This is a genomic window from Pseudomonas sp. R4-34-07 (assembly GCF_003852375.1).
Lineage (GTDB): Bacteria > Pseudomonadota > Gammaproteobacteria > Pseudomonadales > Pseudomonadaceae > Aquipseudomonas.
Genome location: NZ_CP027760.1, coordinates 4,858,132 through 4,885,090, shown reverse-complemented (window position 1 = coordinate 4,885,090; position 26,959 = coordinate 4,858,132). Strand labels below are relative to the sequence as shown.

At 62.0% G+C, this 26,959-nt stretch carries 28 protein-coding genes; 16 read left to right on the top strand and 12 right to left on the bottom strand.

The features are described from left to right. Positions 1-5: 5 nt before the first annotated feature. The 4 genes from proB (at position 6) to C4J85_RS22525 (ending at position 3,513) form a co-directional block, all read left to right on the top strand. Positions 6-1,124 carry a glutamate 5-kinase gene (gene proB, locus C4J85_RS22540; RefSeq protein ID WP_124369024.1) on the top strand — a complete coding sequence of 373 codons (1,119 nt, stop codon included), beginning with the start codon at positions 6-8 and terminating at the stop codon, positions 1,122-1,124. Between the two features lie 15 nt (positions 1,125-1,139). Beyond that, positions 1,140-1,604: a CreA family protein gene (locus tag C4J85_RS22535; protein ID WP_124364367.1), complete on the top strand. Its 465-nt coding sequence runs from the start codon at positions 1,140-1,142 to the stop codon at positions 1,602-1,604. Between the two features lie 102 nt (positions 1,605-1,706). Further along, complete coding sequence (locus tag C4J85_RS22530) at positions 1,707-2,189, top strand: glutathione peroxidase (protein ID WP_124410744.1); 483 nt, start codon at positions 1,707-1,709, stop codon at positions 2,187-2,189. Positions 2,190-2,409: 220 nt separating this feature from the next. Next, positions 2,410-3,513, top strand: coding sequence for an NADH:flavin oxidoreductase (locus tag C4J85_RS22525; protein ID WP_124410743.1), 1,104 nt, complete (start codon positions 2,410-2,412; stop codon positions 3,511-3,513). Here the strand turns inward: C4J85_RS22525 and C4J85_RS22520 are convergent. Further along, the gene (locus tag C4J85_RS22520) at positions 3,482-4,684 is read right to left on the bottom strand and encodes a glycosyltransferase family 1 protein (RefSeq protein ID WP_124410742.1); all 1,203 of its coding nucleotides are present in this window, start codon (positions 4,682-4,684) and stop codon (positions 3,482-3,484) included. The genes C4J85_RS22525 and C4J85_RS22520 overlap by 32 nt on opposite strands. 54 nt (positions 4,685-4,738) lie before the next feature. After that, positions 4,739-5,503: a sulfate transporter CysZ gene (gene cysZ / locus C4J85_RS22515; protein WP_124368314.1), complete on the bottom strand. Its 765-nt coding sequence runs from the start codon at positions 5,501-5,503 to the stop codon at positions 4,739-4,741. Between cysZ and C4J85_RS27550 the strand changes: the two genes are divergently transcribed. Together C4J85_RS27550 and trxB are read left to right on the top strand one after the other, a co-directional pair. After that, entirely contained in the window at positions 5,502-5,669 is a 168-nt protein-coding gene (locus C4J85_RS27550; protein ID WP_164485271.1) for a hypothetical protein, read from the top strand. The genes cysZ and C4J85_RS27550 overlap by 2 nt on opposite strands. Before the next feature lie 127 nt (positions 5,670-5,796). Continuing rightward, on the top strand, positions 5,797-6,759 hold the full coding sequence (trxB, locus tag C4J85_RS22505; RefSeq protein WP_003194076.1) for a thioredoxin-disulfide reductase: 963 nt from the start codon (positions 5,797-5,799) through the stop codon (positions 6,757-6,759). Positions 6,760-6,884: 125 nt separating this feature from the next. Here trxB and C4J85_RS22500 read toward each other — a convergent pair whose 3' ends face one another. The 6 genes from C4J85_RS22500 to C4J85_RS22475 are packed head-to-tail and all read right to left on the bottom strand — an operon-like array spanning position 6,885 to position 9,811. Further along, on the bottom strand, positions 6,885-7,226 hold the full coding sequence (locus C4J85_RS22500; protein ID WP_124408148.1) for a HopJ type III effector protein: 342 nt from the start codon (positions 7,224-7,226) through the stop codon (positions 6,885-6,887). Then, entirely contained in the window at positions 7,219-7,515 is a 297-nt protein-coding gene (locus tag C4J85_RS22495) for a DUF1244 domain-containing protein (protein ID WP_124364360.1), read from the bottom strand. Before C4J85_RS22495 ends, C4J85_RS22500 begins: the two co-directional genes overlap by 8 nt. Positions 7,516-7,531: 16 nt before the next feature. Further along, positions 7,532-7,903 (bottom strand): dihydroneopterin triphosphate 2'-epimerase, encoded by a 372-nt coding sequence (folX, locus tag C4J85_RS22490; RefSeq protein ID WP_124410741.1) that lies wholly within the window; start codon positions 7,901-7,903, stop codon positions 7,532-7,534. Positions 7,904-7,905: 2 nt separating this feature from the next. Continuing rightward, complete coding sequence (gene folE, locus C4J85_RS22485) at positions 7,906-8,466, bottom strand: GTP cyclohydrolase I FolE (protein ID WP_124364359.1); 561 nt, start codon at positions 8,464-8,466, stop codon at positions 7,906-7,908. A 19-nt stretch (positions 8,467-8,485) separates the two neighbouring features. Next, entirely contained in the window at positions 8,486-9,196 is a 711-nt protein-coding gene (gene folM / locus C4J85_RS22480) for a dihydromonapterin reductase (protein ID WP_124364358.1), read from the bottom strand. Between the two features lie 57 nt (positions 9,197-9,253). Beyond that, positions 9,254-9,811: an antibiotic biosynthesis monooxygenase gene (locus C4J85_RS22475; RefSeq protein ID WP_124371811.1), complete on the bottom strand. Its 558-nt coding sequence runs from the start codon at positions 9,809-9,811 to the stop codon at positions 9,254-9,256. 211 nt (positions 9,812-10,022) lie between these two features. Between C4J85_RS22475 and C4J85_RS22470 the strand changes: the two genes are divergently transcribed. Next, on the top strand, positions 10,023-10,982 hold the full coding sequence (locus C4J85_RS22470) for a MerR family transcriptional regulator (RefSeq protein ID WP_124410740.1): 960 nt from the start codon (positions 10,023-10,025) through the stop codon (positions 10,980-10,982). Between the two features lie 2 nt (positions 10,983-10,984). Here C4J85_RS22470 and C4J85_RS22465 read toward each other — a convergent pair whose 3' ends face one another. Both C4J85_RS22465 and C4J85_RS22460 read right to left on the bottom strand, forming a co-directional pair. Next, positions 10,985-11,590: a hypothetical protein gene (locus C4J85_RS22465; RefSeq protein ID WP_124368309.1), complete on the bottom strand. Its 606-nt coding sequence runs from the start codon at positions 11,588-11,590 to the stop codon at positions 10,985-10,987. 57 nt (positions 11,591-11,647) lie between these two features. Next, complete coding sequence (locus tag C4J85_RS22460) at positions 11,648-12,115, bottom strand: PAS domain-containing protein (RefSeq protein ID WP_124364354.1); 468 nt, start codon at positions 12,113-12,115, stop codon at positions 11,648-11,650. Positions 12,116-12,244: 129 nt separating this feature from the next. Here C4J85_RS22460 and C4J85_RS22455 point away from each other — a divergent pair, with 129 nt between their 5' ends. The 7 genes from C4J85_RS22455 to C4J85_RS22425 all read left to right on the top strand — a co-directional run bounded on the left by C4J85_RS22455 (position 12,245) and on the right by C4J85_RS22425 (position 22,009). Beyond that, positions 12,245-12,700, top strand: a complete 456-nt coding sequence (locus C4J85_RS22455) for a flavodoxin (protein ID WP_124410739.1) — start codon at positions 12,245-12,247, stop codon at positions 12,698-12,700. Between the two features lie 189 nt (positions 12,701-12,889). Next, a complete protein-coding gene (locus C4J85_RS22450) occupies positions 12,890-13,672 on the top strand; it encodes a class II aldolase/adducin family protein (protein ID WP_124410738.1) in 783 nt (260 codons plus the stop codon). Then, positions 13,672-14,574 (top strand): alpha/beta fold hydrolase, encoded by a 903-nt coding sequence (locus tag C4J85_RS22445; RefSeq protein ID WP_124368306.1) that lies wholly within the window; start codon positions 13,672-13,674, stop codon positions 14,572-14,574. The genes C4J85_RS22450 and C4J85_RS22445 overlap by 1 nt, the downstream gene beginning before the upstream one ends. Before the next feature lie 127 nt (positions 14,575-14,701). After that, positions 14,702-15,613, top strand: coding sequence for an SDR family oxidoreductase (locus C4J85_RS22440; RefSeq protein WP_124410737.1), 912 nt, complete (start codon positions 14,702-14,704; stop codon positions 15,611-15,613). A 482-nt stretch (positions 15,614-16,095) separates the two neighbouring features. Beyond that, positions 16,096-17,877: a DUF1302 domain-containing protein gene (locus C4J85_RS22435; RefSeq protein WP_124364349.1), complete on the top strand. Its 1,782-nt coding sequence runs from the start codon at positions 16,096-16,098 to the stop codon at positions 17,875-17,877. Between the two features lie 25 nt (positions 17,878-17,902). Then, entirely contained in the window at positions 17,903-19,261 is a 1,359-nt protein-coding gene (locus C4J85_RS22430) for a DUF1329 domain-containing protein (protein WP_124364348.1), read from the top strand. A 246-nt stretch (positions 19,262-19,507) separates the two neighbouring features. Continuing rightward, the gene (locus C4J85_RS22425; protein ID WP_124410736.1) at positions 19,508-22,009 is read left to right on the top strand and encodes a LuxR C-terminal-related transcriptional regulator; all 2,502 of its coding nucleotides are present in this window, start codon (positions 19,508-19,510) and stop codon (positions 22,007-22,009) included. Here the strand turns inward: C4J85_RS22425 and C4J85_RS22420 are convergent. Then, a complete protein-coding gene (locus C4J85_RS22420; protein ID WP_124411225.1) occupies positions 22,006-22,881 on the bottom strand; it encodes a helix-turn-helix domain-containing protein in 876 nt (291 codons plus the stop codon). The two genes, C4J85_RS22425 and C4J85_RS22420, sit on opposite strands and share 4 nt — an antisense overlap. Before the next feature lie 136 nt (positions 22,882-23,017). On the opposite strand from C4J85_RS22420, the gene C4J85_RS22415 reads away from it, so the two are divergent. Next, the gene (locus C4J85_RS22415) at positions 23,018-23,920 is read left to right on the top strand and encodes a DMT family transporter (protein WP_124371803.1); all 903 of its coding nucleotides are present in this window, start codon (positions 23,018-23,020) and stop codon (positions 23,918-23,920) included. 94 nt (positions 23,921-24,014) lie between these two features. Here the strand turns inward: C4J85_RS22415 and norR are convergent, their stop codons facing one another. Then, on the bottom strand, positions 24,015-25,559 hold the full coding sequence (gene norR, locus C4J85_RS22410) for a nitric oxide reductase transcriptional regulator NorR (protein WP_124410735.1): 1,545 nt from the start codon (positions 25,557-25,559) through the stop codon (positions 24,015-24,017). A 147-nt stretch (positions 25,560-25,706) separates the two neighbouring features. Here norR and hmpA point away from each other — a divergent pair, with 147 nt between their 5' ends. Further along, the gene (gene hmpA, locus C4J85_RS22405) at positions 25,707-26,888 is read left to right on the top strand and encodes an NO-inducible flavohemoprotein (protein ID WP_124410734.1); all 1,182 of its coding nucleotides are present in this window, start codon (positions 25,707-25,709) and stop codon (positions 26,886-26,888) included. Positions 26,889-26,959 lie beyond the last annotated feature (71 nt).

Below are 26,959 nucleotides of genomic sequence, written 5' to 3'. Positions count from 1 at the left end.
AGATGATGCGGAGCAAAGTGACAGGTGCGCAGCGCTGGGTCGTAAAGATCGGCAGCGCGTTGCTGACGGCCGATGGCAAGGGGCTCGATCGCGCAGCCATGAGCGTCTGGGTCGAGCAGATGGTGGCCTTGCATGAGGCCGGTGTCGAGTTGGTGCTGGTCTCGTCCGGGGCGGTTGCCGCCGGGATGAGCCGCCTCGGCTGGACCGCGCGACCCAGCGCGATGCACGAACTGCAAGCCGCCGCCGCCATCGGCCAGATGGGCCTGGTGCAAGCCTGGGAATCGAGCTTTGCCGAGCACGGCCGCCACACGGCGCAGATCCTGCTGACCCACGACGACCTGTCCGACCGCAAGCGCTACCTCAACGCCCGCAGCACCTTGCGTGCGCTGGTGGAGCTCAAGGTCATCCCGGTGATCAACGAGAACGACACGGTGGTCACCGACGAAATCCGCTTCGGCGACAACGACACCCTGGCTGCCCTGGTGGCCAACCTGGTGGAAGCCGACCTGCTGGTGATTCTCACCGACCGCGACGGCATGTTCGACGCCGACCCGCGCAACAACCCTGATGCCCAGCTTATCCATGAAGCGCGCGCTGATGACCCGGCGCTGGACGCCGTGGCCGGCAGTGTCGGCGGCGCCTTGGGCCGTGGTGGCATGCAGACCAAGCTGCGCGCCGCCCGCCTGGCCGCGCGCTCCGGTGCCCACACCATCATCGTCGGCGGGCGCCTGGAGCGCGTGCTGGACCGTCTCAAGGCCGGGGAGCGCATCGGTACGCTGCTGTCGCCCGAGCGCGGCATGCTGGCGGCGCGCAAGCAGTGGCTGGCCGGGCACCTGCAAACCCGTGGCACCCTGGTGCTCGACGCGGGAGCGGTGTCGGCGTTGTCCCAGGGCAACAAGAGCCTGCTGCCGGTGGGCGTCAAGTTGGTGCAAGGCAGCTTCCGCCGCGGCGAGATGGTGGTGTGCGTGGCGCCGGATGGTCGTGAGGTCGCCCGCGGCCTGGCCAACTACAGCGCCCTTGAGGCGCAGAAGATTATTGGACAATCGTCTGAAGCGATTGTCGGACTCTTGGGCTACATGGCGGAACCGGAACTGGTGCACCGCGATAACCTCATTCTGGTTTAAACGAAGGAATACCCGATGCGCGTAATGAAGGGATTGCTTGGCCTGTTGCTCGCCATGCCACTGCTGGCCTCGGCCGAAGAGATTGCCCAGGTCTCGACGGTGTTCAAGTTTGTCGGCCCCAACGACCGGATTGTGGTCGAAGCGTTTGACGACCCCAAGGTCGATGGTGTGACTTGCTATCTGTCCCGTGCCAAGACCGGTGGCGTCAAAGGCGGCCTGGGCCTGGCCGAAGACCGCGCCGAAGCCTCGATTGCCTGCCGCCAGGTCGGCCCGATCCACTTCAAGGGCGAGCTCAAGGACGGTGACGAAGTGTTCAAGGAACGCACCTCGCTGGTGTTCAAGACCATGCAGGTGGTGCGTTTCCTCGACAAGAAGCGCAACACGTTGGTGTACCTGGTCTACAGCGACCGCCTGATCGAAGGCAGCCCGCAGAACGCGGTGACGGCGATCCCGATCCTGCCGTGGCCGACCGCTCAGTAACCTGCAGGCGGGTTTTGTTACGGGCGTCTATAATTGCGGGCTTGCGGGTTGTAAGCTCAAGGCGTCGCGAGGCGTAGAAAAATAGGATATCTGGAGTTCGTCATGAGTGCTTTCCACGACCTGAAACTCAAAGCGTTGGATGGGCAAGAGCTGCCGCTGGCGCCTTTCAAGGGGCAAGTTGTGCTGGTGGTCAACGTGGCCTCCAAATGCGGCCTGACCCCGCAATATGCGGCGTTGGAAAACCTCTATCAGCAGTACAAGGACCGGGGTTTCACCGTGCTCGGCCTGCCGTGCAACCAGTTTGCGGGCCAGGAACCGGGCACCGAGGAACAGATCCAGCAATTCTGCAGCCTCAACTATGGGGTGACCTTTCCCCTGGGCAGCAAACTCGAGGTGAACGGGCCGGAGCGTCACCAGCTCTACCGCCTGCTGGCGGGCGAGGGCGCTGAATTTCCTGGGGATATCACCTGGAACTTCGAGAAATTCCTGCTCGGCAAAGATGGCCGCGTGCTGGCGCGTTTTTCGCCACGTACGCCACCGGACGATCCATCGATCATCCAAGCCATCGAAAAGGCCCTGGGCTAAGCCGCACTCACTGTAGGAGCTAGCTTGCTCGCGAAAATCGCCAACGATAACGCGTGTGCTCTGGATATGCGCGGCGTCCTCGGGTCTTTCGCGAGCAAGCTCGCTCCTACAGGTATTCGGTTGCTTTTATTGCCTTAATCACCCAGATCAATAGTGCTACCCAGTCCGTTGCGGCGCCCATATTATCCACATCATAAATCCGTCTTATGTGGAGTGCTCCATGCCTGTCCAAGCCTTGTTCAAACCATTCCAGCTCGGTGCACTGCAACTGTCGACCCGCGTGGTCATGGCGCCAATGACTCGCTCGTTCTCCCCGGGTGGCGTGCCCAACGCCCAAGTGATCGAATACTACCGCCGTCGCGCCGCCGCCGGTGTAGGGCTGATCATTACCGAAGGCACCGTGGTCGGCCATCAAGCCTCCAACGGCTACCCCAACGTTCCGCACTTTTACGGCGAAGCGGCGTTGGCCGGCTGGAAGAAAGTGGTCGATGCGGTCCACGCCGAAGGCGGCAAGATTGTTCCGCAGTTGTGGCATGTGGGCGCCGTGCGCCGTATCGGTACCGAACCTGACGCCAGCGTGCCAGCCTACGGCCCGATGGAAAAACTCAAGGATGGCAAGGTAGTCGTCCATGGCATGACCACCCAGGACATCAAGGACGTGATTAATGCGTTCGCCCAGGCGGCCAAAGATGCTCAACGCATCGGCATGGACGGTGTGGAAATCCACGGCGCCCACGGCTATCTGGTCGATCAGTTCTTCTGGGAAGGCAGCAACCAGCGTACCGATGAGTACGGCGGTAGCCTGACCAACCGTTCACGTTTCGCTATCGAACTGATCCAGGCCACCCGTGCTGCGGTCGGCCCGGATTTTCCGATCATCCTGCGTTTTTCCCAGTGGAAGCAGCAGGACTACACCGCGCGCCTGGTGCAAACTCCCGAGGCGTTGGGCGAATTCCTCAATCCGTTGTCCGACGCTGGCGTGGATATTTTCCACTGTTCCACGCGCCGGTTCTGGGAGCCCGAATTCGAAGGTTCCGACCTCAATCTGGCCGGCTGGACCCGCCAGCTGACGGGGAAACCGACGATCACCGTGGGCAGTGTCGGCCTGGATGGCGAGTTCCTGCAGTTCATGGTCAACACCGACAAGGTCGCGCAGCCGGCCAGCCTGGAGAACCTGCTGGAGCGTTTGAATAACGACGAATTCGATCTGGTCGCCGTGGGTCGTGCGCTGCTGGTGGATCCGGATTGGGCCGTGAAGGTGCGCGAAGGTCGCGAGGCCGACATTCTGCCGTTCAGTCGTGAGGCGTTGACGAGCCTGGTGTAAGCGACGCCAGGGCGGGCACCGGAGGCCCGTCCTTGCATACATCGCGCAGCTGACGCTCGAATTGCTCGATGATCGCCGGCCATCCTTGGCGACTGGCGTGTTGCCGGGCATTGAGCCGCGCTCGGCGCAGCGTCTCGCGCTCTTCCAGCAGCCACACGGCCGCATCGCAAAACGCGTTCTCATCCCCCGGCATCGCCAGCACACCGTTGTAGCCGTGGCGAATATGCTGGGTCGCGGCTGCCTGGTCGTAGGCCACCACACCCAGCCCGGACGCCATGGCTTCCAGCACCACATTGCCGAATGTTTCGGTCAGGCTGGGAAACAGAAATAGATCGCCCGAAGCGTAATGCCGCGCCAGTGCTTCACCGCGCTGGGCGCCGCAGAACACCGCGTCGGGCAAATCGCACTGCAACAGGCTGCGCTGCGGGCCATCGCCGACAATCACCAACTTGAGCCGCCGCGATGGATAGGTGGTCTGCAACGTATCGAAACAGCGTTTGAGCAGCCCGAGGTTTTTCTCTTGGGCCAGGCGTCCTACGTGCAGCACTACAATGTCGTCGTTCTCCAAACCCCAGCTCGCACGCAAAGCATCGTCGCGTTTGGCCGGATGGAACAGTTGGCTATCGACCCCCCGCGACAGCATGCCAAGACGCTCGAAGTGCCGGCGCTCCAGCTCCAGGCGCTGACTCGCGCTGGGAACCAGGGTCAACGTCGACCGGTTATGAAACCAGCGCAGGTAATGGGTGACCAGGCGACTCAACAGGCTCAAGCCGTACTGGTTCGAATACTGTTGAAAGTTGGTGTGGAAGCCGCTGACCACGCTGATGCCCAAGCGCCGCGCCGCGCGTAACGCCGACAAGCCCAACGGCCCCTCGGTGGCGATGTACAACACATCCGGACGCTGCCGGGTCCAGCGGCGCAGGAGTTTGTGCATCGACGATTGGCCCCACTGCAGCCCTGGATACCCCGGTAACGGCCAGCCGCGGCACAGCAGCAACTCATCGTCACTCGGCCGGCTCTGGTCGACGCCTTGGCGGGGACGCACCAGTTCGACTTGATGGCCGCGCGCGCGCAAACCGTCGCACAGGCGGCCAAGGGTATTGGCCACCCCGTTGATTTCCGGCGGGAAGGTTTCGGTGATCAGGGTGATGTGGAGCGAAGCTGTCGTCATGACCCACAGTGTCGCTGCGGGCCATGTCTTCATTGTGTCACTGGGATGATGGATTTATGACCGGGCCACCTGTTGCCCGGCCATCGCTTCGGCACCTTGCTCGCGCACCCAGAACAACGTCGCCCCGGCCACCGCCGCCGGCATCATCAGCAAGTTGACCACCGGCACCAGCAGCACCAGGTAGACGATCCCGCCAAAACTCATGCTCTGCCAGCGCTTCTGGCGCAGCCAGGCGAGCATTTCGTTCCAGCCCAGCTTGTGGTTGTCGGCCGGGTAGTCGATGTATTGGATCGCCATCATCCACACGCCGAACAATAGCCACAATGGCGCGGCGATCAGGTTGACCACGGGAATGAACGACAGGATGAACAGGCCGATGGCCCGTGGCAGGAAGTAGCCGAGCTTGCGCATTTCCCGGGCCAGGGTGCGCGGGATCATCGCGATCAGCTCGGCCCAGCTGAACGGTGGGAAGTCGTCGGTGCCACGCACCACGATCTCGACTTTCTCCGCGAGAAAACCATTGAATGGCGCGGCGATGATATTGGCGAGCATGGTAAAGGTGAAAAACACCATCAACACCACCAGCACCACGAACAGCGGCCACAGCAGGTAATTCAAAAAGCTCAGCCAGCCGGGCAGCGTGGGCATCAGGTGGTCGACCCACAGGCTGAATTGGTGGCCTGCAAAGTAGATCAGGCCGACGAACAGCACCAGGTTGATCGCCAGCGGCAGCAGTACGAACAGGCGCAGGCCGGGGCTCAACACCAGTTTGAGGCCTTCGCGCAGGTATTGCGGGCCGGAAAGAGCGGGGGCAGGCATGGAAGACTCCGAGCAGAAGGGCGAACGCGCCGACCTTACCGGCTTTGCCGTGGCGGTGAAAGTAGCGACATCAGCGGTTACACCTGAGTGGACAAGAAGGTCGATCAAACCGGTCGACTGCATAGAGACCACCTATGAGCTGGATTGTTATTCCGTATTTCCTTAATCTTGCCCCCCTCTATACGCTGCACCCATTATTTTCAGGATCTGCGAGTTCAAGCCTTCCCCAAGTGCTTCGCGGTCCTTTTTTATTCCAGCCGTCTTGTTGTCCGGGCGGTCGATAGGAGTGAGTCATGTCTGATACCCGTCATTCGCGAGTGATTATTCTCGGTTCCGGCCCTGCCGGTTACAGCGCTGCGGTCTACGCTGCCCGCGCCAACCTCAAGCCGCTGCTGATCACCGGCATGCAGGCGGGCGGTCAGCTGACCACCACCACCGAAGTCGACAACTGGCCGGGCGACGTCCACGGCCTGACCGGCCCGGTGCTGATGGAGCGTATGAAAGAACACGCCGAGCGCTTTGAAACCGAGATCGTGTTCGACCACATCAACAAGGTCGACTTTTCCAAGAAGCCTTACAGCCTGACAGGCGACAGCGGCGTGTACACCTGTGACGCGTTGATCATCGCCACCGGCGCCAGCGCCCGTTACCTTGGCCTGCCATCGGAAGAAGCGTTCATGGGCAAGGGTGTTTCCGCCTGCGCGACCTGCGACGGTTTCTTCTATCGCAACAAGCCAGTGGCTGTGGTCGGTGGCGGCAACACTGCGGTGGAAGAGGCGCTGTACCTGGCCAACATCGCCAGCACCGTGACCCTGGTGCACCGCCGCGAAACCTTCCGCGCCGAGAAGATCCTGATCGACAAGCTGCACGCCCGTGTCGCTGAAGGCAAGATCATCCTCAAGCTCAACGCCACGCTGGACGAAGTCCTGGGTGACAACATGGGCGTGACCGGTGCGCGCCTGAAGAACAACGACGGCAGCTTCGACGAGCTGAAAGTCGACGGCGTATTCATCGCCATCGGCCACACCCCGAACACCTCGTTGTTCGAAGGTGTGCTGGAAGCCAAAGACGGTTACCTGGTGGTGCAGGGCGGCCGTGAAGGCAATGCCACTGCTACCAACATCGAAGGCATCTTCGCGGCCGGCGACGTGGCTGACCACGTCTACCGCCAAGCCATCACCTCGGCCGGCGCCGGTTGCATGGCGGCCCTGGACGCCGAGCGTTACCTTGACGGTCTGAAAGACGCCTCGTTCTAAGCAGCACTGCAAAACAAATGTGGGAGGGGGCTTGCTCCCGATAGCGGTGGTCCAGTACCCAATGTACTGACTGACACACTGCTATCGGGGGCAAGCCCCCTCCCACATTTTGATTTGTGTATGACTCAGGATCTGCGCGTCAGTGGCTGTGCGGTGAATTTCACACCGGCCAGACCATGGGCGATCAACGCGCGGATATTTCCGTGGTCACTGCCCTCCGGCGTAGCCACCACTGAGCGGTAATGCTCGCCAAACGCCAGCAACGCTTCCTGATCGCTCAACCCTTCCAGCAACGCCAATCCAAGTGTCTTGCACGAACCTTCGTTCTGGCCGGCGGCGTTTTCGACATCGCCGTTGGTGAATGCTTGTGGCTGGTAGTCATAACCGGTGGCGACGAACGCCAAGGTGTCGGCGAAGGCATGGGTACCGCTGGTGAGGCTGGCGCGCAGGGTGTTCAGGTCAGTCATGGGCTTTTCCTTTGGCAAACGCCGCGTGTTGGTCGGCGCTGGCTTCTTTCTGGTATTGGGCTTTCCACTCGGCGTACGGCATGCCGTACACCACTTCACGGGCGTCATCGAGGCTCAGTTCGATCTGGCGCTCATCGGCCTCGGCCTTGTACCACTTGGACAGGCAGTTACGGCAGAAGCCGGCCAGGTTCATCAGGTCGATGTTCTGTACATCCTTGCGGCTGTCCAGGTGTGACACCAGCCGGCGAAAGGCGGCGGCTTCGAGTTCGAGGCGTTGTTGGTCGTTCATAGGGCTCACTTGACTATCAGCGGCTGGCCGCCAGAGTGATCGAAACCGACTCGGCGAAGCGCAGCGCATGGGGTTTGTCGACTTCGACTTCGGCGTACAGCACCGAGTCGTTGCTCATCACCAGGTCGAGCAGCTCCTGGGTCAGGCGTTCGAGCAAGGCGAAGCGGTTGCCTTCGACGTGGGCAATGATGGCCTTGGTGATGGTGCGGTAGTTCAGCGCGTGGTCGATGTCATTATCGCGCACGGCTTCCTGGGCGGCATACAGGATGGTCAGGTTGATCAGCACATCCTGCTTGTTGAGGATTTCGTCCTCGTTGATGCCGATAAAGGTGCGCAGGCACAGGTCCTTGACCCGGATGCGCGCCATGCCTGGTTGAAGTTGTGGCATTGCTACTTGCTCCGTCCAATCAGTTGCAGGAACTCCATGCGCGTGGTGTTCGACTCGCGGAACGCGCCGAGCATCACCGAAGTGTTCATGGTTGAATTCTGTTTTTCCACGCCGCGCATCATCATGCACATGTGCCTGGCTTCGATCACCACCGCCACGCCGGCGGCCTGGGTCACGTCCTGGATGGCGTCGGCAATTTGCCGCGTAAGGTTTTCCTGGATCTGCAGGCGCCTGGCGTACATGTCGACGATGCGCGCCAGTTTCGACAGGCCCAGCACCTTGCCGGTCGGAATGTAGGCCACATGGGCCTTGCCGATAAAGGGCAACAGGTGGTGCTCGCACAGCGAGTACAGCTCGATGTCCTGGAGGATCACCATCTCGTCGTTATCGGAGGCGAAGAGCGCGCCGTTGACGATTTCTTCCAGGTTCTGCTCGTAGCCATGACACAGGTATTGCATCGCCTTGGCGGCGCGCTTGGGGGTGTCGAGCAAACCTTCGCGTTCCGGGTCTTCGCCCAGGCCTTTGAGGATTTCGCGGTAATGGTGGGGCAGGGACAAGGTCATACAACATCCTCAAAACGGCTTACTTGATATGCCGCCCGCCGTTGACGGTCAGGGTGGTCCCGGTGACATAGGGGTTGTCCAGCAGGTAACGCACGCTCTGGTAGATCACCTCAGGCCCGGGTTCGATGCCCAGCGCCGACTTGGCCAGGACCTTGGCACGGTAGGCCGCGTCGTCGCCTTCATTGAACATCACCATGGCCGGCGCGATGCCGTTGACCTTGATCAGCGGCGCGAACTCTGCGGCGAACGACAAGGTAAGGCTGTCGAGCCCGGCCTTGGTGGCGCAATACGCGATGTGCTGGCGGCTGCCCTTGCGTACCACGTCATCGCTGATATGCACGATATCGGCCGGTGTCGAACGTTGCAGCAGGGGTGAACAATGCCGGTTGATCAGGTACGGCGCAAGCATGTGCACGCTGAACATGTCGGTAAAGGCGTGGCTTTCGTCGTCAGGCGTTTCCGCGATCCAGGCCGAGGCGTTGTGGATGATCGCGCGCAGCGAGTCGGTGTGGGCCTTCAACTCAGTGATGAACGCCACAATCCCCGCTTCGCTGGAAAAATCGGCAAACAGGCCGACCGCACCGCGTTCGCGCAGCAGTTGCACACCTGGGCGTTCGCTGCGGTAGCTGAAGATGACCGATTGCCCTGCATCCAACAGACGCTCGGCGCAATACAGGCCGACGCGCTGGCCGGCACCGGTGATCAGGATCGGGGCGTTGGTTGCAGTCATGGGAGGCTCTAGTCGCTGGCAGGTGGAAACTATACCAGCGACCCGTCTCCCCTGTACTCAGGCAGCGGCTTCGCTGGCCTTGCGCGGTGGCGTGGGATGCAGCCAGTTCGCCAGCAAGTGCGTCGACAGCGGAATAAAGAAGTACACCATCAGCGGTGTGAGCGCCAAGGTGCTGACCAGCACCCGGCTGAACAGGTCCAGTTCGCCGAGCAAGGGTGCCAGGCCAAAATTGAACAGCAGCGACACCGGGAAAAACGCCAGCCAGATCGCCACCGCCTGTTTCCAGCGGGGTGGGCGGGCTCCCACAGCGCCAAACCAGCCATCGATGCCGCTCACGCGGTGCTCGGACGGGTCGGCAAACAGTTCGCTGCCACGGCTCAGCCAGGCACTGCGCGAAGCGGAAAATTCCCAGGCATGCAGGGTTTTTTCGTCGGCGAAGCGGAAGATGATCTGGAATTCATCGTCATTGGGCGGCGGGGCCAGCACGCCGGAACCCAGGTAACCGGGGAAGTCGGTGGCCAGTTGTTCGCCTTCGCGCAGCCAGGCCATCAGCTCTTCATAGCGACCTTTGGCCACGCGGCGCGCGACCATCAAGGTGACGGGTGAGGTAGACATGGTATATCTCCAAATGTACGGGTGCGCTGAACCGGGTAGGTGGCGCACAAAGAGGCGGCCGGGTGAGGCCGCTCTCTTAAAAAACAGGCAAGGATTATTCCTCTTTTGCCGAAATACACCAGAGACGTTGGTCCGATAAGTACGGCCTTGAAAAAGACAGGTTGATAAGCGTTAAATACCCTTCAGCCAGCATTGCCACATTTGGTCACCAATGCCCTTGATTACTGCTCCGATTGATAGCCTTTCGCGTCTGATTTCGACAGATTCAGATCAGCTTTTTCCGATTCGGGAAGTCTCGAGATTGACAGGCGTAAACCCGGTCACGCTGCGAGCGTGGGAGCGGCGCTACGGGCTGATCCAGCCCATGCGCACCGAAAGCGGGCACCGTCTCTACTCCGCGGCCGATATTGAGACGGTCCAGCGTATCCTTGATTGGACTGAACGCGGCGTAGCGGTGAGCAAGGTTGGCAAGATTCTGGCGCGTGACGATCAACAGATCGAAGCGATTCGTGCCGAGCGCCACGCGGCCGAAGACAGCGAATGGCCGCAGTGGCGAGCCCGGCTGATGCATGCCATCAGTGCGTTCGACGATCGTCAGTTGGAGAGCGTGTACGGCCAGATTTTCGCTACCTATCCCCTGAGCATTGCGTTTCAGGACATTCTGATGCCGTTGTGGCGCGACTTGCTGCGCTACCAGGGCCGTTTCGGCCAGGCCAGTGAATGGCTGTTTTTCGATTCTTTTCTGTGCATGCAGACGTTGCTGCGCGCGCAGGTGGCAAGCGCATCGCCCGCCCCCCAGGTATTACTGAGCGCCCTGCCGGGCGAGTGCCGCAAATTGGAGCTACTGGTGGCGGGGCTGTTGATGAGCCGGGAGGATTTGCCCGTGAAAGTGCTGGGCTTGGACCAGCCGGTCGATGAGTTGACCCTGGTCTGTGAAAAGATCCGCCCCCAGGCGCTGGTCATGTTCTCCAATCACTCGCATAAGCATGACCTGGCTGCGCGTCTGAACCGCTTGGCGTTGACCCTGGACTGCCCGCTGTTTCTCGCAGGCGCTGCATCGGACCTGTTGCAGGCCGATCTGGCCGGCACGTCCATCGGCTGCCTCGGCAGCGAAGGGCGCCAGATGCAGCGCCGTTTGCAGCAGTTTCTCAGTGGCGGCCTGGATACCTGATCTCAGGCATGCACATGGGGATGCACCAGACGATGCTGGTGCAGGATGAATTGGCGCAGGCGCTCGATTTCACCTGCGTCACTCTGATTCAGACGGTAGGCAAACAGGCCCCGGGCGGTTTCCCGCTCCAGCGTGCCACGCAACGCAATACGTTCGTAACCGGACGGACTGAACCATAAAGAAAAGGTTTTCGGCGGTCTGGCTCGGCCACGCCCTTCCACCAGCACACCCTTGAATGACACTTCGTGCACCCACAGCGCACTGGCGTAGCCCTTGATGTTCTCCAGGGCCACCGGTGTTTCAAGGGCCAGGCGCCACGGGCGGATCATCGGCCCGTCTTCAAAGATACTCGGCACGCCCAGGCGCAGATGCACCGCATGAAACTCATCTTCCACCAGGTGCAGGGGAAAGGTCAGTTGCTGGTTATCGAACTGCGCCTGGATGGTGACTTGGTCGTGAGCGGCCAAGCGCGTGAGCAAATCGCGAATCTGCGCACCGCCATTCACCGTCAGGCTCGACCATGCATCCCGCAGGTTGAGCTGCGGGTTGTGCTGCATGTCCTGGATAAACGCCAGTTCGTCCTGGGTCAAAAGAGCATCGCGGTGCATGGATATAGCTCAAAGTTGGGCATTAAAAGGCCATTATCGCTCTAAAGAGCGCCATTTTTACAGCTTGTTAATTCCACTCGTCACCTTGAGCGCCGCCAGCTCAGCTTTAAGCTCGGCTACCTGGGCTTCCAGCTGGGCGACGCGTTGCTGCGCTTTTACCTGGACGGTGACGTCTTTTTGCACGCCGACGAAATACGTCTGCTGGTCGGCCGCGTTGTACACCGTTGACAGTGATAACTCGTTCCAGAAATGTGTGCCGTCCTTGCGGTAGTTGCGCAGGATTTCCCGGCACGCGCCACCGCTGTCGAGCGCCTCGCGGATCGCCATCAGGCCTGGCTGGTCACGGTCGCCCGCCTGCAGGAAACGGCAATCCTGATAAAGGATGTCGTCCAGAGTGTAGCCGGTCAGGCGTTCGAAGGCCGGGTTGACGTAGATCAGTGGCTTGTCTTCGCCTTCTCGTTCGGCGACGACAATCCCGTCGTTGGAGGCGTTGATGACCATTTGCATCAGCTTGGCGTTGATCATTGAGCGGTCCATGGCTTGTTGTTGAGGTCTGAAGTTTATGACACGTCTTGAATGTTGCACGGCGCGCGCTGAGAAAACTGCGCCAGCTGCTAATATCCTACGCTTTCGCTCAATTACAGGATCAGATTGATGAAAGTCGCCATCCTTTCCGGCTCGGTCTACGGCACAGCTGAAGAAGTCGCTCGCCACGCCGAAAAAATCCTCAAAGCAGCGGGTTTTGAAGCCTGGCACAACCCGCGTGCCACGCTGGCCGACGTGCAGGCCTTCGCGCCCGAGGCGTTCCTGGCGGTCACATCGACGACCGGCATGGGCGAGCTGCCCGACAATCTGCAACCGCTGTACTCAAGCATTCGCGCCCAGTTGCCCGCCGCCTGGCGCGGCCTGCCCGGTGCGGTCATTGGCCTGGGCGACGCCAGCTACGGCGATACCTTCTGCGGCGGCGGCGAGCAAATGCGCGAAGTGTTCAGTGAATTGGGCCTGCGCGAAGTGCTGCCGATGCTGCGCCTGGACGCCAGCGAAAGCGTGACCCCGGAGACCGACGCCGAGCCGTGGCTGGCCGAGTTGATTACTGCACTGCAGCGCTGACCGACCCCGTGAGGCGCTGTCCGCGTGTTTTTATTGACGGCGCTTCTCTGACACCGTTTGTACTATTCTCCAGGCTGACTCGCTCAGTCATCAAGCTGGCTGCGAAGGCAACTCCGCAAGCCAGGGCGTCTGACTAGACTGGCTCATCACTTAAAAAATAATAATAAATGCGCCAAGGAGGTCATTATTGTGAGCCTAGCCCCCGTTCTATCGTCACAGAATGTCAAAGATCAGGTCAGCGCGGCCGAATGGCAAGCCCGTGTCGACCTGGCGGCCTGCTATCGCCTGGTGGCGATGCACGGTTGGGATGATCTGATCTTCACGCATATTTCCGCCAAGGTGCCGGGCACCAATGATTTCCTGATCAACCCCTATGGGCTGATGTTCCACGAAATCACCGCCTCAAGCCTGGTCAAGGTGGACCAGGCCGGCAACAAGCGCATGGACAGCCCCTACGAGATCAATCCCGCGGGCTACACCATCCACAGCGCCATCCACGAAGTGCGCCACGACGTGACCTGCGTGCTGCACACCCATACTGCCGCCGGCGTCGCCGTGTCTGCGCAAAAGCAGGGCGTGTTGCCGATCAGCCAGCAATCGCTGTTTGTGCTGTCGAGCCTGGGCTATCACGCCTATGAAGGCGTCGCCTTGAATCACGATGAAAAGGCGCGCTTGCAAGCGGACCTGGGCGACAACAACTTTCTGATGCTGCACAACCATGGCCTGCTGACGTGCGGCGCGACCATCGCCGACACCTTTCTGATGATGTTCACGTTCCAGCGTGCCTGTGACATCCAGGTACTGGCGCAGAACGGTGCTGCCGAGTTGATCACCATCGAGCCGCAGATTCTGGCCGGTGCCAAGGCGATGGTGGCGGCTGTCACAAAAAGCGCCCAAGGTATGGGCGGTGCGCTGGCCTGGCCGGCGCTGCTGCGCAAATTGGATAACCAGGACCCCGGGTATAAAAGCTGATGCCACTTGCCGAGATACCGCTCAGCGCCTGGCGCAAACGCGGCCAGGATTTCGTCTTTCGCGGCCGCTCCATTCGTTATTGGGTGGCCGGGCAGGGCGAGCCGCTGCTGCTGATCCATGGCTTTCCCACGGCCAGTTGGGACTGGCATTACCTGTGGCAACCCCTGGCCCAGCGCAATCTGGTGATCGCCTGCGACATGCTCGGCTTCGGCGAATCGGCCAAACCGCTGGATCACGAGTATTGCCTGCTGGAGCAAGCCGACCTGCAACAGGCATTGCTTGAACACCTGGGGGTGGCAGAGCCGGTGCACATATTGGCCCATGACTATGGCGACAGCGTGGCCCAGGAACTCCTGGCCCGGCATTACGAAGGCCGGTTCCAGATGGCCAGTTGTGCGTTTCTCAACGGTGGGCTGTTCCCCGAAACCCATCGCGCAACCTTGGTGCAGAAATTATTGCTCAGCCCCCTGGGCTGGATGATCGGCCGAGCCTCTGGACGAAGTAGCCTGGCCAACAGTTTTAACCAGATTTTTGGTCCCCGGACGCTACCGAGCGAAAGCGCCCTGGATGATTTCTGGAGTTTGATTGAACACAACGACGGCCCGCGCATCCTGCACAAGCTGATCAACTACATTCCCCAGCGCCGTCGCCTGCGTGACCGCTGGGTGGCGGCAATGCAGCGCGGCGACGTGCCGTTGCGGGTCATCGACGGTGAGGTCGACCCCATTTCGGGCGCGCATATGGTGGAGCGCTATCAACAGCTAGTGCCGAATGCCGATGCGATCTTGCTGGCCGATATCGGCCATTACCCACAGATCGAGGCGCCGGTCCAGGTGCTCAGGCATTACCAGGCGTTTCGCGAGCGTATTGGCCTGCGGTCAGCGCGTGCGGCCTATTCCTGAGCCTTGCGCCAGGCGGCATCATCCCGCTGCCTTATCGAGCACCATTCAGCGTCGGCCGTATTTATTGTGACCCAAGGCCCGGTGCCTGACACTCTGCCCATTGCCATCGTCGCCCAAGGAGTTCGGTATGAGTCAGTCAGTGCAGTTGCAGGATAAGGTCGTGATCGTCACCGGCGCTGGTGGCGGATTGGGCCGCGCCCACGCGCTGCTGTTCGCCCGGCATGGGGCCAAGGTGCTGGTCAATGACCTCGGTGGCTCGACCCAGGGCGAAGGCGCCAATGCCTCGGCGGCCGACCGTGTGGTGGCCGAAATCCGCGCAGCGGGTGGCATTGCGCACGCCAACCATGACTCCGTCACCGATGGCGATAAAATCGTACAGAACGCACTGGATGCCTTCGGCCGTATCGATGTGGTGGTGAACAACGCCGGTATCCTGCGCGACAAGACCTTCCACAAGATGGACGACAGCGACTGGGACCTGGTTTACCGGGTGCATGTCGAAGGCGCCTACAAAGTCACCCGCGCCGCCTGGCCGCATCTGCGCGAGCAGGGCTATGGCCGGGTGATCTTCACCGCGTCCACCTCGGGCATCTACGGCAACTTCGGCCAGTCCAACTACGGCATGGCCAAGCTCGGCCTGTATGGCTTGACCCGCACCCTGGCGCTGGAAGGGCGCAAGAACAACATCCTGGTCAACGCGATTGCGCCCACCGGCGCCACGCGCATGACCGAGGGGCTGATTCCGCCGCAGGTGTTCGAGCGCCTCAAGCCGGAACTGATCAGCCCGTTGGTGGTGTACCTGGGCAGCGACGCTTGCCAGGAAACCTCAGGCTTGTTCGAAGTGGGCGGCGGCTGGATCGGCAAGACCCGTTGGGAGCGCAGCCTGGGCGTAGGCTTTGACCCCGAAGCGGGCTTTTCGCCGGATGACGTGGCGGCGCACTGGCAGCAGATCTGCGACTTCGAAGGGGCGGCGCACCCCAAAGACACGATCGAGGCATTGAAGGAGATGATGGCCAACTTGCAGAAGTTCAGCCTCTGATCGTTGCGTAAAAATACTGAATCCCACGGGGCGTCAATGGCGCCCCGTTTTTATTCCAGGCATAAAAAAGGCCGCTGCACAGGCAGCGGCCGAAGTAAGACGTTGGATCAAGGAGCGATAAATCAACGTCAGTGAACACTGGTAACAGATTGAATGTCTTGGCAATCCGTTGAATTCAAGCTTTTCTCCAGAACCTCGGAGCGGGCTGTTTGCCCTGAAAGCGAAGTAAGCATAGTCGGTTGTAACAGAATGAGTAATAGCGGTTCAGGACAAGGACTGTTACCAAAACGACAATAATTCGGCGCATGCCATCGATGCTTCTGATAGGCCACCATCCATCCAATCCATGACGCACGCCGCACCCATGGCCCGCGCGGCCCGTCATCCTTTCGAGCTACAACACGAATACCTCCTTGGTGCGCTTATCGCTCCTCCTGGGCAGCAGTAGGGTGGGGCCTTCTGTCACTCACCGGGGAAGACGCATGACAAAAACAACAATGCGCGCCATCTTCACGCCACAGGCGCTGGCCGCTGCGGTTGCCTTGGGTTGCTGTGCCCAGGCCCACGCTGTTTCGTTCAACATCGGCGAGATCGAAGGGCAATTCGATTCCTCGCTATCGGTCGGTGCGAGTTGGGGCACGCGGGATGCCGACAAAAGCCTGGTCGGCACCGTCAACGGCGGCACGGGCCAGGCGTCCACCGGGGATGACGGGCGCCTGAACTTCAAGAAGGGCGAGACCTTCTCGAAAATCTTCAAGGGTCTGCATGATCTTGAACTGAAATACGGCGACACCGGTGTGTTCGTGCGCGGCAAGTACTGGTACGACTTCGAGCTCAAGGACGAAGACCGCGAGTTCAAGCAGATCAGCGACCACAACCGCAAGGAAGGCGCCAAATCCAGCGGTGCGCAGATTCTCGATGCCTTCGTCTACCACAACTATTCCCTGGGCGACCTGCCCGGTACCGTGCGCGCCGGTAAGCAAGTGGTCAGTTGGGGTGAAAGTACCTTCATCGGTAACTCCATCAACAGCATCAACCCGATCGACGTGTCGGCGTTCCGTCGTCCGGGGGCCGAGATCAAGGAAGGCTTGATCCCGGTGAACATGCTGTTCGCCTCCCAGAGCCTGACCAATCAGCTCACCGTGGAAGGTTTCTATCAACTGGAATGGGACCAGACCGTGCTGGACAACTGCGGCACCTTCTTCGGCGGTGACGTAGCGGCGGATGGCTGCACCGGTAACTACACGGTGGGCAGCCCGGGGATTGCACCGCTGCAACCGATTGCAGCGGCACGTGGTCAAGGCTTTGTGGTCACCCGCGAGGGCGTGGTGGTGCAGCGCGCCGCGGACCGTGATGCGCGTGACTCCGGCCAGTTCGGCGCCGCCTTGCGCTGGCTGGGTGACGACACCGAATACGGCCTGTACTTCATGAACTACCACAGCCGCACCCCGACCGTGGGCACGATTACCGCCAATACCAACCTGGCAACCATCGGCGCCATTGGTGCCGCCGCTCCGCCGGGCTTTGGTGGGGCCCTGGCCCAGAGCACCATGCTCGGGCGTGGCCAGTACTACCTGGATTACCCGGAAGATATCCGTCTGTTCGGTGCCAGCTTCTCCACCACCTTGCCCACCGGCACGGCGTGGACCGGCGAAATCAGCTATCGGCCAAATGCGCCGGTGCAACTCAACACCACCGACCTGACCCTGGCGCTGGTCAACCCGATTGCCGGCAACACCGCGTCGCCGATCCGCAGTTCGTTTGGCGCCGACAACAAAGGCTACCGTCGCAAGGAAATCACCCAGATCCAGAGCACCATGACCCAGTTCTTCGACCAAGTGCTGGGCGCCGAGCGCCTGACCCTGGTGGGCGAAGCGGCCGTGGTGCACGTCGCCGGCCTGGAAGACAAAACCCGACTGCGTTACGGCCGTGACTCGGTGTACGGCGCCTATGGGTTCCAGGGTGACACCGACGGTTTCGTCACCTCCACCTCCTGGGGTTACCGCGCGCGGGCGATCCTTGATTACAACAACGCGATTGCCGGGGTGAACCTCAAGCCCAACCTGTCCTGGTCCCATGATGTGGCCGGCTACGGCCCCAACGGCCTGTTCAACAAAGGCGCCAAGGCGATCAGCGTCGGTGTGGATGCGGACTACCGCAGCACCTACACCGCCAGCCTCAGCTACACCGACTTCTTTGGCGGCGACTACAACACCCTGACCGACCGTGACTTCCTCGCCCTTAGCTTCGGCGTGAACTTCTGATCTGGCTTAAAGAAGGACAAGAACTATGCGTAAGACAATTGCAGCGTTGGCCCTGAGTCTGCTGGCCGCCCACGTGATGGCCGCGGTATCGCCTGAAGAAGCCGCCAAGCTCGGCACCAGCCTGACCCCGGTGGGCGCCGAAAAAGCCGGCAACGCCGATGGCTCGATCCCGGCCTGGACCGGCGGCATTCCGAAAAATGCCGGCGCGGTGGACAGCAAGGGCTTTCTCGCCGACCCGTTTGCCAGTGAAAAACCGCTGTTCGTGATCACCGCCGCCACCGTCGACAAGTACAAAGACAAACTCTCCGACGGCCAGGTGGCGATGTTCAAGCGCTACCCCGAGACCTACAAGATCCCGGTGTACCCGAGCCACCGTACGGTCAACCTGCCGGCGGATATCTACGAGTCGATCAAGCGCAGCGCGCTGAACGTCAAGGCGATCAACGACGGCAACGGCCTGGAGAACTTCACCGGTAACCGTTACTACGCGTTCCCGATTCCCAAAAACGGCGTGGAGGTGTTGTGGAATCACATCACCCGTTACCACGGCGGCAACCTGCGCCGCATCATCACCCAGGCCACGCCACAGACCAACGGCAGCTACACGCCGATCCGCTTCGAAGAGGAAGTGGCGGTGCCGCAGGCCATCCCCGATATCGACCAGGCCAAGGCGGCCAACGTGCTGAGCTATTTCAAGCAATCGGTCACGGCGCCGGCGCGGCTGGCTGGCAACGTGCTACTCGTGCACGAAACCCTCGACCAGGTGAAGGAGCCACGCCTGGCCTGGATCTACAACGCAGGCCAGCGCCGTGTGCGGCGGGCGCCGCAGGTCTCGTATGACGGGCCGGGCACCGCCTCCGACGGCCTGCGCACCACCGACAACTTCGACATGTTCTCCGGCGCGCCCGACCGCTATGACTGGAAACTGGTGGGCAAGAAGGAACTGTACATCCCTTACAACAGCTACAAACTCGATTCGCCGACCCTCAAATACGACGACATCATCAAGGCCGGGCATATCAACCAGGACCTGACCCGCTATGAACTGCATCGCGTCTGGGAAGTGGTCGGCACCGTCAAGCCGAGCGAGCGCCACATCTACGCCAAGCGCCACATGTACATTGACGAAGACAGCTGGCAGGTCGCCCTGGTGGACCACTACGACGGTCGCGGCCAACTGTGGCGCGTCGCCGAAGGCCACGCGCAGTTCTATTACGACCACCAGGTACCGGCCTACACCGTGGAAACCCTGTACGACCTGATCGCCGGGCGTTATCTCGCGTTGGGCATGAAGAACGAAGAGAAAAGCAGCTTCGTCTTCGGCTTCGCGGCCAAGGCAGCGGATTACACCCCGGCGGCGCTCAGGTCTGAAGGCGTGCGCTAAAGATCATTCCCACGCTCCCGCGTGGGAATGCAGCCCATGACGCTCTGCGTCACCTGTGCGCGACGGTTTGCGGGACGCGGAGCGTCCCAGGAGGCATTCCCACGCAGAGCGTGGGAATGATCATTCGGGGGCCCCCTCCCACATTGGGTTTTGCGCATGTCTTTCAATCACCCCGCTGAATACTTCTTCAACAACCGCCCACCACAGGACTAGGGTTGCATCACAATAAAAAAGCAGGATGCAGCAATGACCGCCATGACACGCTGCCTGGACCGTCCTGGATTCATGCCCCGGCTGTCCGCTCACCATCTGCTGCGCCCGCGCCTGGCCGCGCCTTTGCTCGCGGCACCGGCGCGGGTGAAGCTGCTGTGCGCGCCGGGCGGCAGTGGCAAGAGCGCGTTGCTTGCCGAGTGCGCGTTGCAGGCGCCGCCTGGGTGCCAGGTTCACTGGTTGGCGCTCAATGGCGTGGTTGCATGCCCCGTGGATTTCTCCCGGCGCCTGGCCCACAGCCTTGGGCTGGCTTACACCGATGAAGCGACGTTATTGCTGGACCTGGGGCGTTGGCAACACACGGCGTGGCTGTTCCTCGACGATTTTTGCCGCCTGCCCGCGCCTGCGCTGGACGCGCTGCTGGACCGGTTGCTCACCGCCAGCAGCCCGGCGCTGACCTGGTGGCTGGGCGCGCGGCGGCGGCCGGCGTGCAATTGGCCGCGCCTGTTGCTCGATGACGAATTGTTGGAGTGCGGCAGTACCGAACTTTCGTTCAGCGCGACGGAAATCCAGGCGTTGCTCGGCCCAGGGCAGAGCGTCGACAACATCATGCAATTCAGCGCCGGATGGTGCGCCGGGGTGCGCATTGCGCTGCTCGGTGACGGCCATCCCGATAAAACCCTGCTCGATTATCTGCAACACGAAGTGTTCAGCAGCTTGCCGGCGGAATTGACCGAAGCCTGGCGGGTGCTGGCCAACCTGCCGCGCTTCAATACCGGCCTGTGTGAACACCTGTTCGGCTCGGGTGACGGCGCTCAGTACCTGCGCGAGCTTCAAGCGCTCGGTGCGTTTATCCAACCCTGGGAAGGCACCACCGATTGGCTGCACATTTTTGCGCCCCTGGCGCGTTTGCTGCGCGAAGAACCCTGGCCGGCCAAGCGCGCCTGGCACCGGCGCGCGTGCCAGTGGTTCAGCGCCGAGCAGGACTGGCAGGCGGCCTTCGAACAGGCGCTGCTGGCGCAGGAATATGAGGGCGCGGTGAGCCTGTTGCAGCATTTCAGTTTCGAAGACTTGTTCCGCGGGCAAAATGCTGTGCTGCTGTTGCGCCTGCATGAGCAGCATGGCGATGAACTGATGCTCGGCTCGGCACCGCTGGTGGGCCTGGTCACGGCGGCATTGCTGTTTGCCGGGCGGTTCGAGCAGGCGGCGGTGTGCATCGACCAGTTGGCTCGATTCGCGCCGCGACCGACGGCGGCGGCGCAGCGTCATCTGGTGGCGCGCTGGCAGGCGCAAGCCGGCTGGTTACTGCACCTGAGCGGCGATGCCGAGCGCTCCCGCGAGCATTTCCTCGAGGCCCTGCAAGCCTTGCCCGAGAGCGCCTGGACGTCACGCCTGATGTGCCTGTCGGGCCTGACCCAGCAAGCCATGCTGCGCGGTGAGCTGGACGTGGCCCAAGCGCTGAATCGCGAAGCGCTGTGCCTGGCCCGCGCCCACGGTTCGCTGGTGCTGGAGGCCTTGCTCGAGTTGGATCACGCCCAATTGCTGGAACAACGCGGCGCGCCTTACCGGGCGCAGAGCCTGTTGGAAAGCGTGCAGGCGATGCTGGTCGAGCAACGCTTGCAGGCTGGGCCGCTGATGGGGCGTATCGCCCTGCGACGCGGGCATCTCGCCTTGCGCCAAGGGCAGGACGCCTTGGCGCATGAGTGTTTCGAGGCCGGTTTGAACATCTGCCTGCACAGCCAGGACAAGCGGGTGCTCTACGGGTTTCTCGGGCTGGCGCTGCTGGCGGCGAATCGCGGTGATTACGCCCAGGCGTTTATCCAGTTGCGCGATGCCGAGCGGCTGATGCAGCAGCGCCATGTCCCCGACCTGGTGTACCGCGCGGTCCTGTTGTTGGTCAGCGCGCATTTCTGGTTGCAGCAAGGGCGCGCGGAGTTGACGGTGCAAGCGATGCGCCGCGTGTTGCGTCACTTCCATGGGCCCTGCGCCAAGCAGGCGCCGCCGGCCACGCTGGAATTGATCCCGCGTCTTGAGTACCTGTTGGTGCTGGCCGAGGTCAGGCTGGGCTGCGCCGAACACCCGCTCGAGCGACTTGGTGCCTTGCTCGACAGCACCAGGCAACGCGGCATGCTCTGCCTGGAAACCGAACTGCAGCTGGTGCTGGGGGAGGTGGCCTGGCGGCTGGGCGAGCCGGCGCGGGCGCGCGTGGCCCTGCAAGCCGGCCTGGAACTGGCGGCGCGTTGCCAGGTGCAGCAGGCGGTGCGCGAGTTGCGTTTACGTGCGCCGGGATTACTCAGTGAGTTGGGGCTGGAACCGCAAGCCGCGCCAGTCGGCGCCACGCAAAATCCGCTGAGCCTGCGCGAACTGGAAGTGCTGCAGTTGATCGCCCTGGGCAACTCCAATCTGGAAATTGCCGAGCGCCTGTATATCTCCCTGCACACCGTCAAGACCCATGCGCGGCGTATCCACAGCAAACTCGGGGTAGAGCGGCGCACCCAGGCAGTGGCCAAGGCCAAGACGCTGGGCTTGATGGGCTAAGTGCGAAAGGCCTGGCGATAGTCCCCAGGCGCCGCCCCCATGGCTTGGCGGAAGCGCTGGTTGAAATGGCTGGCGCTGGAGAACCCGCACCGCCAGGCAATCTCACCCACGGCCAGGGCGCTGTTGCGCAACAGCGCCCTGGCACGGGCCAGCCGGCGCGCCAGCAGGTATTGGTGGGGTGGCAGACCGAAGCTTTGCCGGAACATGCGGGCGAAATGGTATTCCGACAGCGCGCACAGGCCGGCCAGTTGGCCAAGGCTGATGGCGTCCTGCAGGTGATGGTCGATGTACTCCACCAAACGCCGTCGCTGGTGCGCGGCCAGCCCACCCTTCACCCGCAGCCCCTCGCGCACGCCGACCTGGCTGAGCAGGGTGTGACTGAGCATTTCATGGGCCAGGCTGCTGGTCAGCAGGCGTTCACCGGGCTCCTGCCAGTTGAGGGCAATCAACTGGTGAAAGCGTGCGGCCAGGCTGGCGTCTTCGAGGAAGGTGCTCTCGCGCAGCTGCAGTTCACGGGGTTCGCGGTCGAGCAGAGTGACGCAGCCGAGGGCGAATTGTTCGGGGCTGAAATAGACATGGGCCAGGCGAATCTGGCCATTGATCACCCAGGCCGATTGGTGCTCGGCCGGCAGGATGCACAGTTTGTCGGGGCCGCCCTTGGTGCCCGGTTGGTCACGGCGAAAAGTGCCGGTGCCGCCGCCGATGTAGCACGACAAAGTGTGATGGCTGGGCGCCTGGTAATCCTGGGAGTCGTGGTGGTTGCTCCACAACGCCGCAGACAAACCGTCACCGAGCTCGGCGCAGGCTTCCAGGCGTGCGTTGGGCGAGCGGTTAAGGGCTTGAAAGACGTGCAGCGATTGCAGCTCTGGCATGGTGTGTTCTCCGACGTTTTGCATCCTACTCCGCCGTCATGGCGCTGTGAGCCCCGCCCCCTGAAAAAGCGCAAGAATGTGCAAGAGCGTCGCACAGGGAAAACGCGACACTGTGGCTCACTCACCGGAGCCCGCTATGAACCTTTTCCTGTATGTACTCACTGTACTGATCTGGGGCACGACCTGGATCGCGCTCAAATGGCAGTTGGGCGTGGTGGCGATTCCCGTGTCGATCGTTTACCGCTTCGCCTTGGCGGCCCTGGTGCTGTTCGTGCTGTTGCTGCTCAGCCGCCGGCTGCAGGTGATGAACCGGCGCGGGCACCTGATTTGCCTGGCCCAGGGCCTGTGCCTGTTCTGCGTCAACTTCATGTGTTTTCTGACCGCCAGCCAGTGGATTCCCAGCGGCCTGGTGGCGGTGGTGTTTTCCACGGCGACCTTGTGGAACGCGCTGAATGCCCGGGTGTTTTTCGGCCAGCGGGTCGCGCGGAATGTGTTGATGGGCGGCGGTCTTGGTTTGCTCGGCCTGGGCTGTTTGTTCTGGCCCGAATTGGCAGGGCACGCCGCCAGCCCACAGACCTTGCTCGGCCTGGGCCTGGCCTTGCTGGGCACGCTGTGTTTTTCGGCGGGCAATATGCTCTCGAGCCTGCAACAGAAGGCCGGGCTGCGGCCCTTGACCACCAATGCCTGGGGCATGGCCTATGGTGCGGCGATGCTGGCGGCGTATTGCGCAGTACGCGGTATTCCGTTCGAGATGGACTGGAGCACGCGTTACATCGGCGCCTTGTGGTACCTGGTGATTCCAGGCTCGGTGATCGGCTTTACCGCCTACCTGACGCTGGTCGGCCGCATGGGGCCGGAGCGGGCGGCGTATTGCACTGTGTTGTTTCCGGTGGTGGCGCTGAACGTATCGGCCTTTGCCGAGGGTTATCAGTGGACGGCACCGGCCCTGGCGGGGTTGGTGCTGGTGATGTTGGGTAATGTGTTGGTGTTTCGCAAGCCCAAGGGTGTGAGCCCGGTCTTCAAGGCAAAGGCAGTCTAAATGTGGGAGGGGGCTTGCTCCCGATAGCGGTGGGTCAGCTGTAAATGTGCTGGCTGACACACTGCCATCGGGGGCAAGCCCCCTCCCACATTGGCTATCTCATTCCAAGGCGCTTGGCCATGCGGCCAAGGTTGGCGCGGTCCAGGCCCAGTTCTCGGGCGGCGCCGGCCCAGTTGTGTTGATGGCGTTCCAGGCAGGCGTTGATGATCTGGCGCTGGTAATGCTCGGTGGCCTGGCGCAGGTCGCCGGTGACGTCGCGGGCGACAGCGGCCGGTGCTTCGATGGCGGCTGCGCTGACATCAGGCAGGTCCAGATCCGCCGCGCTCAGGCTGAGAATCTTCGGCCGCTCACGGCAATGCCCCAGGGCTTTGAGCGCACTGCGTCCGATCAAATGTTCCAGCTCGCGCACATTGCCCGGCCAGTCGTAGGCCAGCAGCGCCGCCTGGGCATCACTGGTCAGGCGCAGGCTGCCCAGGCCCATGCGTGAGCGGTTGTGTTCCAGAAAGAACCCGGCCAGCAGCAACACGTCGCGCCCGCGTTCACGCAACGCAGGCACTTGCAGCGGGTAGACGCTCAAGCGGTGGTAGAAGTCGGCGCGGTAGCGGCCATGGCGCACTTCTTCGGCCAGGTCTCGGTTGGTGGCGGCAATCAGGCGCACATCCACCTGATGCTCTTTGTCCGACCCCAGGCGCTGCAACTGGCCGCTTTGCAGCACCCGCAGCAGCTTGGCCTGCACGCTCAGCGACAGCTCGCCGACTTCATCCAGAAACAGCGTGCCGCCATTGGCCAGTTCGAATTTGCCCCGGCGCTCACTCAGCGCGCCGGTGAAGGCACCGCGCACATGGCCGAACAGCTCGCTTTCCACCAGGGTTTCGGGCAGCGCGGCGCAGTTTAGGCTGATCAGCGGTTTGTCGGCACGCGACGACGCGGCGTGGATCGCCTGGGCGACCAACTCCTTGCCGACCCCGGTTTCACCGGTTATCAGCACGGTCAGGTCACTGCCGCCCACCAGGTTGATTTCCTCGACCAGGCGCTTGTGCGCCTTGCTCTGGCCGATCATTTCCTTGTGCTGCTGGCCGCTGGCCTGGCGGTAGATCTCGGCGCGCTGGTGTTCGTCTTCGGCGCGCAACGCCAGGCGCTCAATGCGCTCGGCGACGTTGACCGTGGCAGCGGCGAGGCTGGCGAAGGCTTGCAGGGCGTCGAGTTCGACCCGTTCGAAGCGCTCGGTGTCGAGGGCGTCCAGGGTCAGAAGGCCCCACGGCTGGTCGTCGATAAATAACGGGCAGCCCATGCAGTCGTGGACTTCCAGCTGCCCGTGCAGGCCCTCCACCAGGCCGTCGTAGGGGTCGGGCAATTCGCTGTCGCTGTCAAAGCGGGTAGGGCCGGGGCTGCTCAGCAGCAGCGCAAAACGCGGGTGTTCGCTGATCTTGAAGCGTCGGCCCAAGGTATCGGCGCTCAAGCCATCCACGGCCAGCGGCACCAGCCATTCGCCCTCCAGGCGCAGCAAGGCGGCGGCATCACACGGCAGCAGGGCGCGCATGGCATGCAGCAGGCGTCGATAGCGCTCGCCTTCGGGCAAGTCCCGTGACAGGTCGGCCACGAGGGGCAGCAGGGTGGTGAGCAGCGATTGTGCAGTCATAATGACTCCTTGTAGTCCTTATGACTATAAACTGTAGGAAGTCATTCTGACTACGCGGTATTTAAGTTGCTGAAAATCATGGATTTATTAGTTGGCATGATTACTGAGTACCTGAGGGCAACGAATGAAAAGACCCAGGAGTCTCCCATGCTGAGCGCCCAAGACCGTGCCATCGTCAAATCCACTGTGCCCCTGCTGGAAAGCGGTGGCGAAGCGTTGATCACCCATTTCTACCGCATGATGCTGTCCGAATACCCCGAAGTTCGCCCACTGTTCAACCAGGCCCACCAGGCCAGCGGCGACCAGCCGCGCGCCTTGGCCAATGGCGTGCTGATGTACGCGCGGCATATCGACCAGTTGGACCAGTTGGGCGACCTTGTGGCCAAAATCATCAACAAGCACGTGGCCTTGCAGATCCTGCCGGAACACTACCCGATCGTGGGGACCTGCCTGCTGCGGGCGATTTCCGAAGTGCTGGGCAGCGAGATTGCCACCCCTGAGGTGATGAGCGCCTGGGGCGCGGCGTATGGGCAGTTGGCGGACATTCTGATCGGTGCCGAAGCGGCTATTTACGACGAGAAAGCCCAGGCGCCCGGCGGCTGGCGCGGTGCGCGGCCGTTCCGGTTGGTCAAGCGCGTGGAGGAGAGCAACGAGATCACCTCGTTCTACTTCGCCCCGGTGGACAACGGCCCGATCCTCAGCGCTGCGCCCGGCCAATACATCGGCATGAAGCTGGTGCTCGACGGCGAGGAAGTCCGTCGCAATTATTCCCTGTCGGCCCTGAGCAATGACGGCCTATACCGCATCAGCGTCAAGCGCGAAGCCGGTGGGCGAGTGTCCAACTATTTGCATGACCAGTTGCACGTCGGCGCGACCCTTGACCTGTTCCCGCCCTCGGGCGAGTTCACCCTGGCCGCCAGCGACAAGCCGCTGGTGCTGATCAGCGGCGGGGTGGGCATCACGCCAACCCTGCCGATGCTTGAAGCGGCACTGGCCACCGAGCGCCCCGTGCACTTTATCCACTGCGCGCGTAACGGCGGGGTGCATGCGTTCCGTGATTGGGTCGACACCCTGGCGGCCCGGCACCCGCAGCTCAAGCGCTTCTACTGCTATGCCGAGGATGACGGCGTAAGCCCGGCGGCGGACAAGGTCGGCCTGTTGAATCAGGAACAACTGGCGGCGTGGCTGCCCGAGGCGCGCGACATCGATGCGTACTTCCTGGGGCCTAAAGGCTTCATGGCAGTGATCAAGCGCCATCTCAAGGCCCTGGGCGTACCCGAGAAACAAAGCCGCTACGAATTCTTCGGCCCGGCTGCTGCCCTGGAGTAAGTTCTTCACAGCAACAGTGAACCAGTGTGGGAGGGGGCTTGCTCCCGATAGCGGTATGTCAGTGACAGACA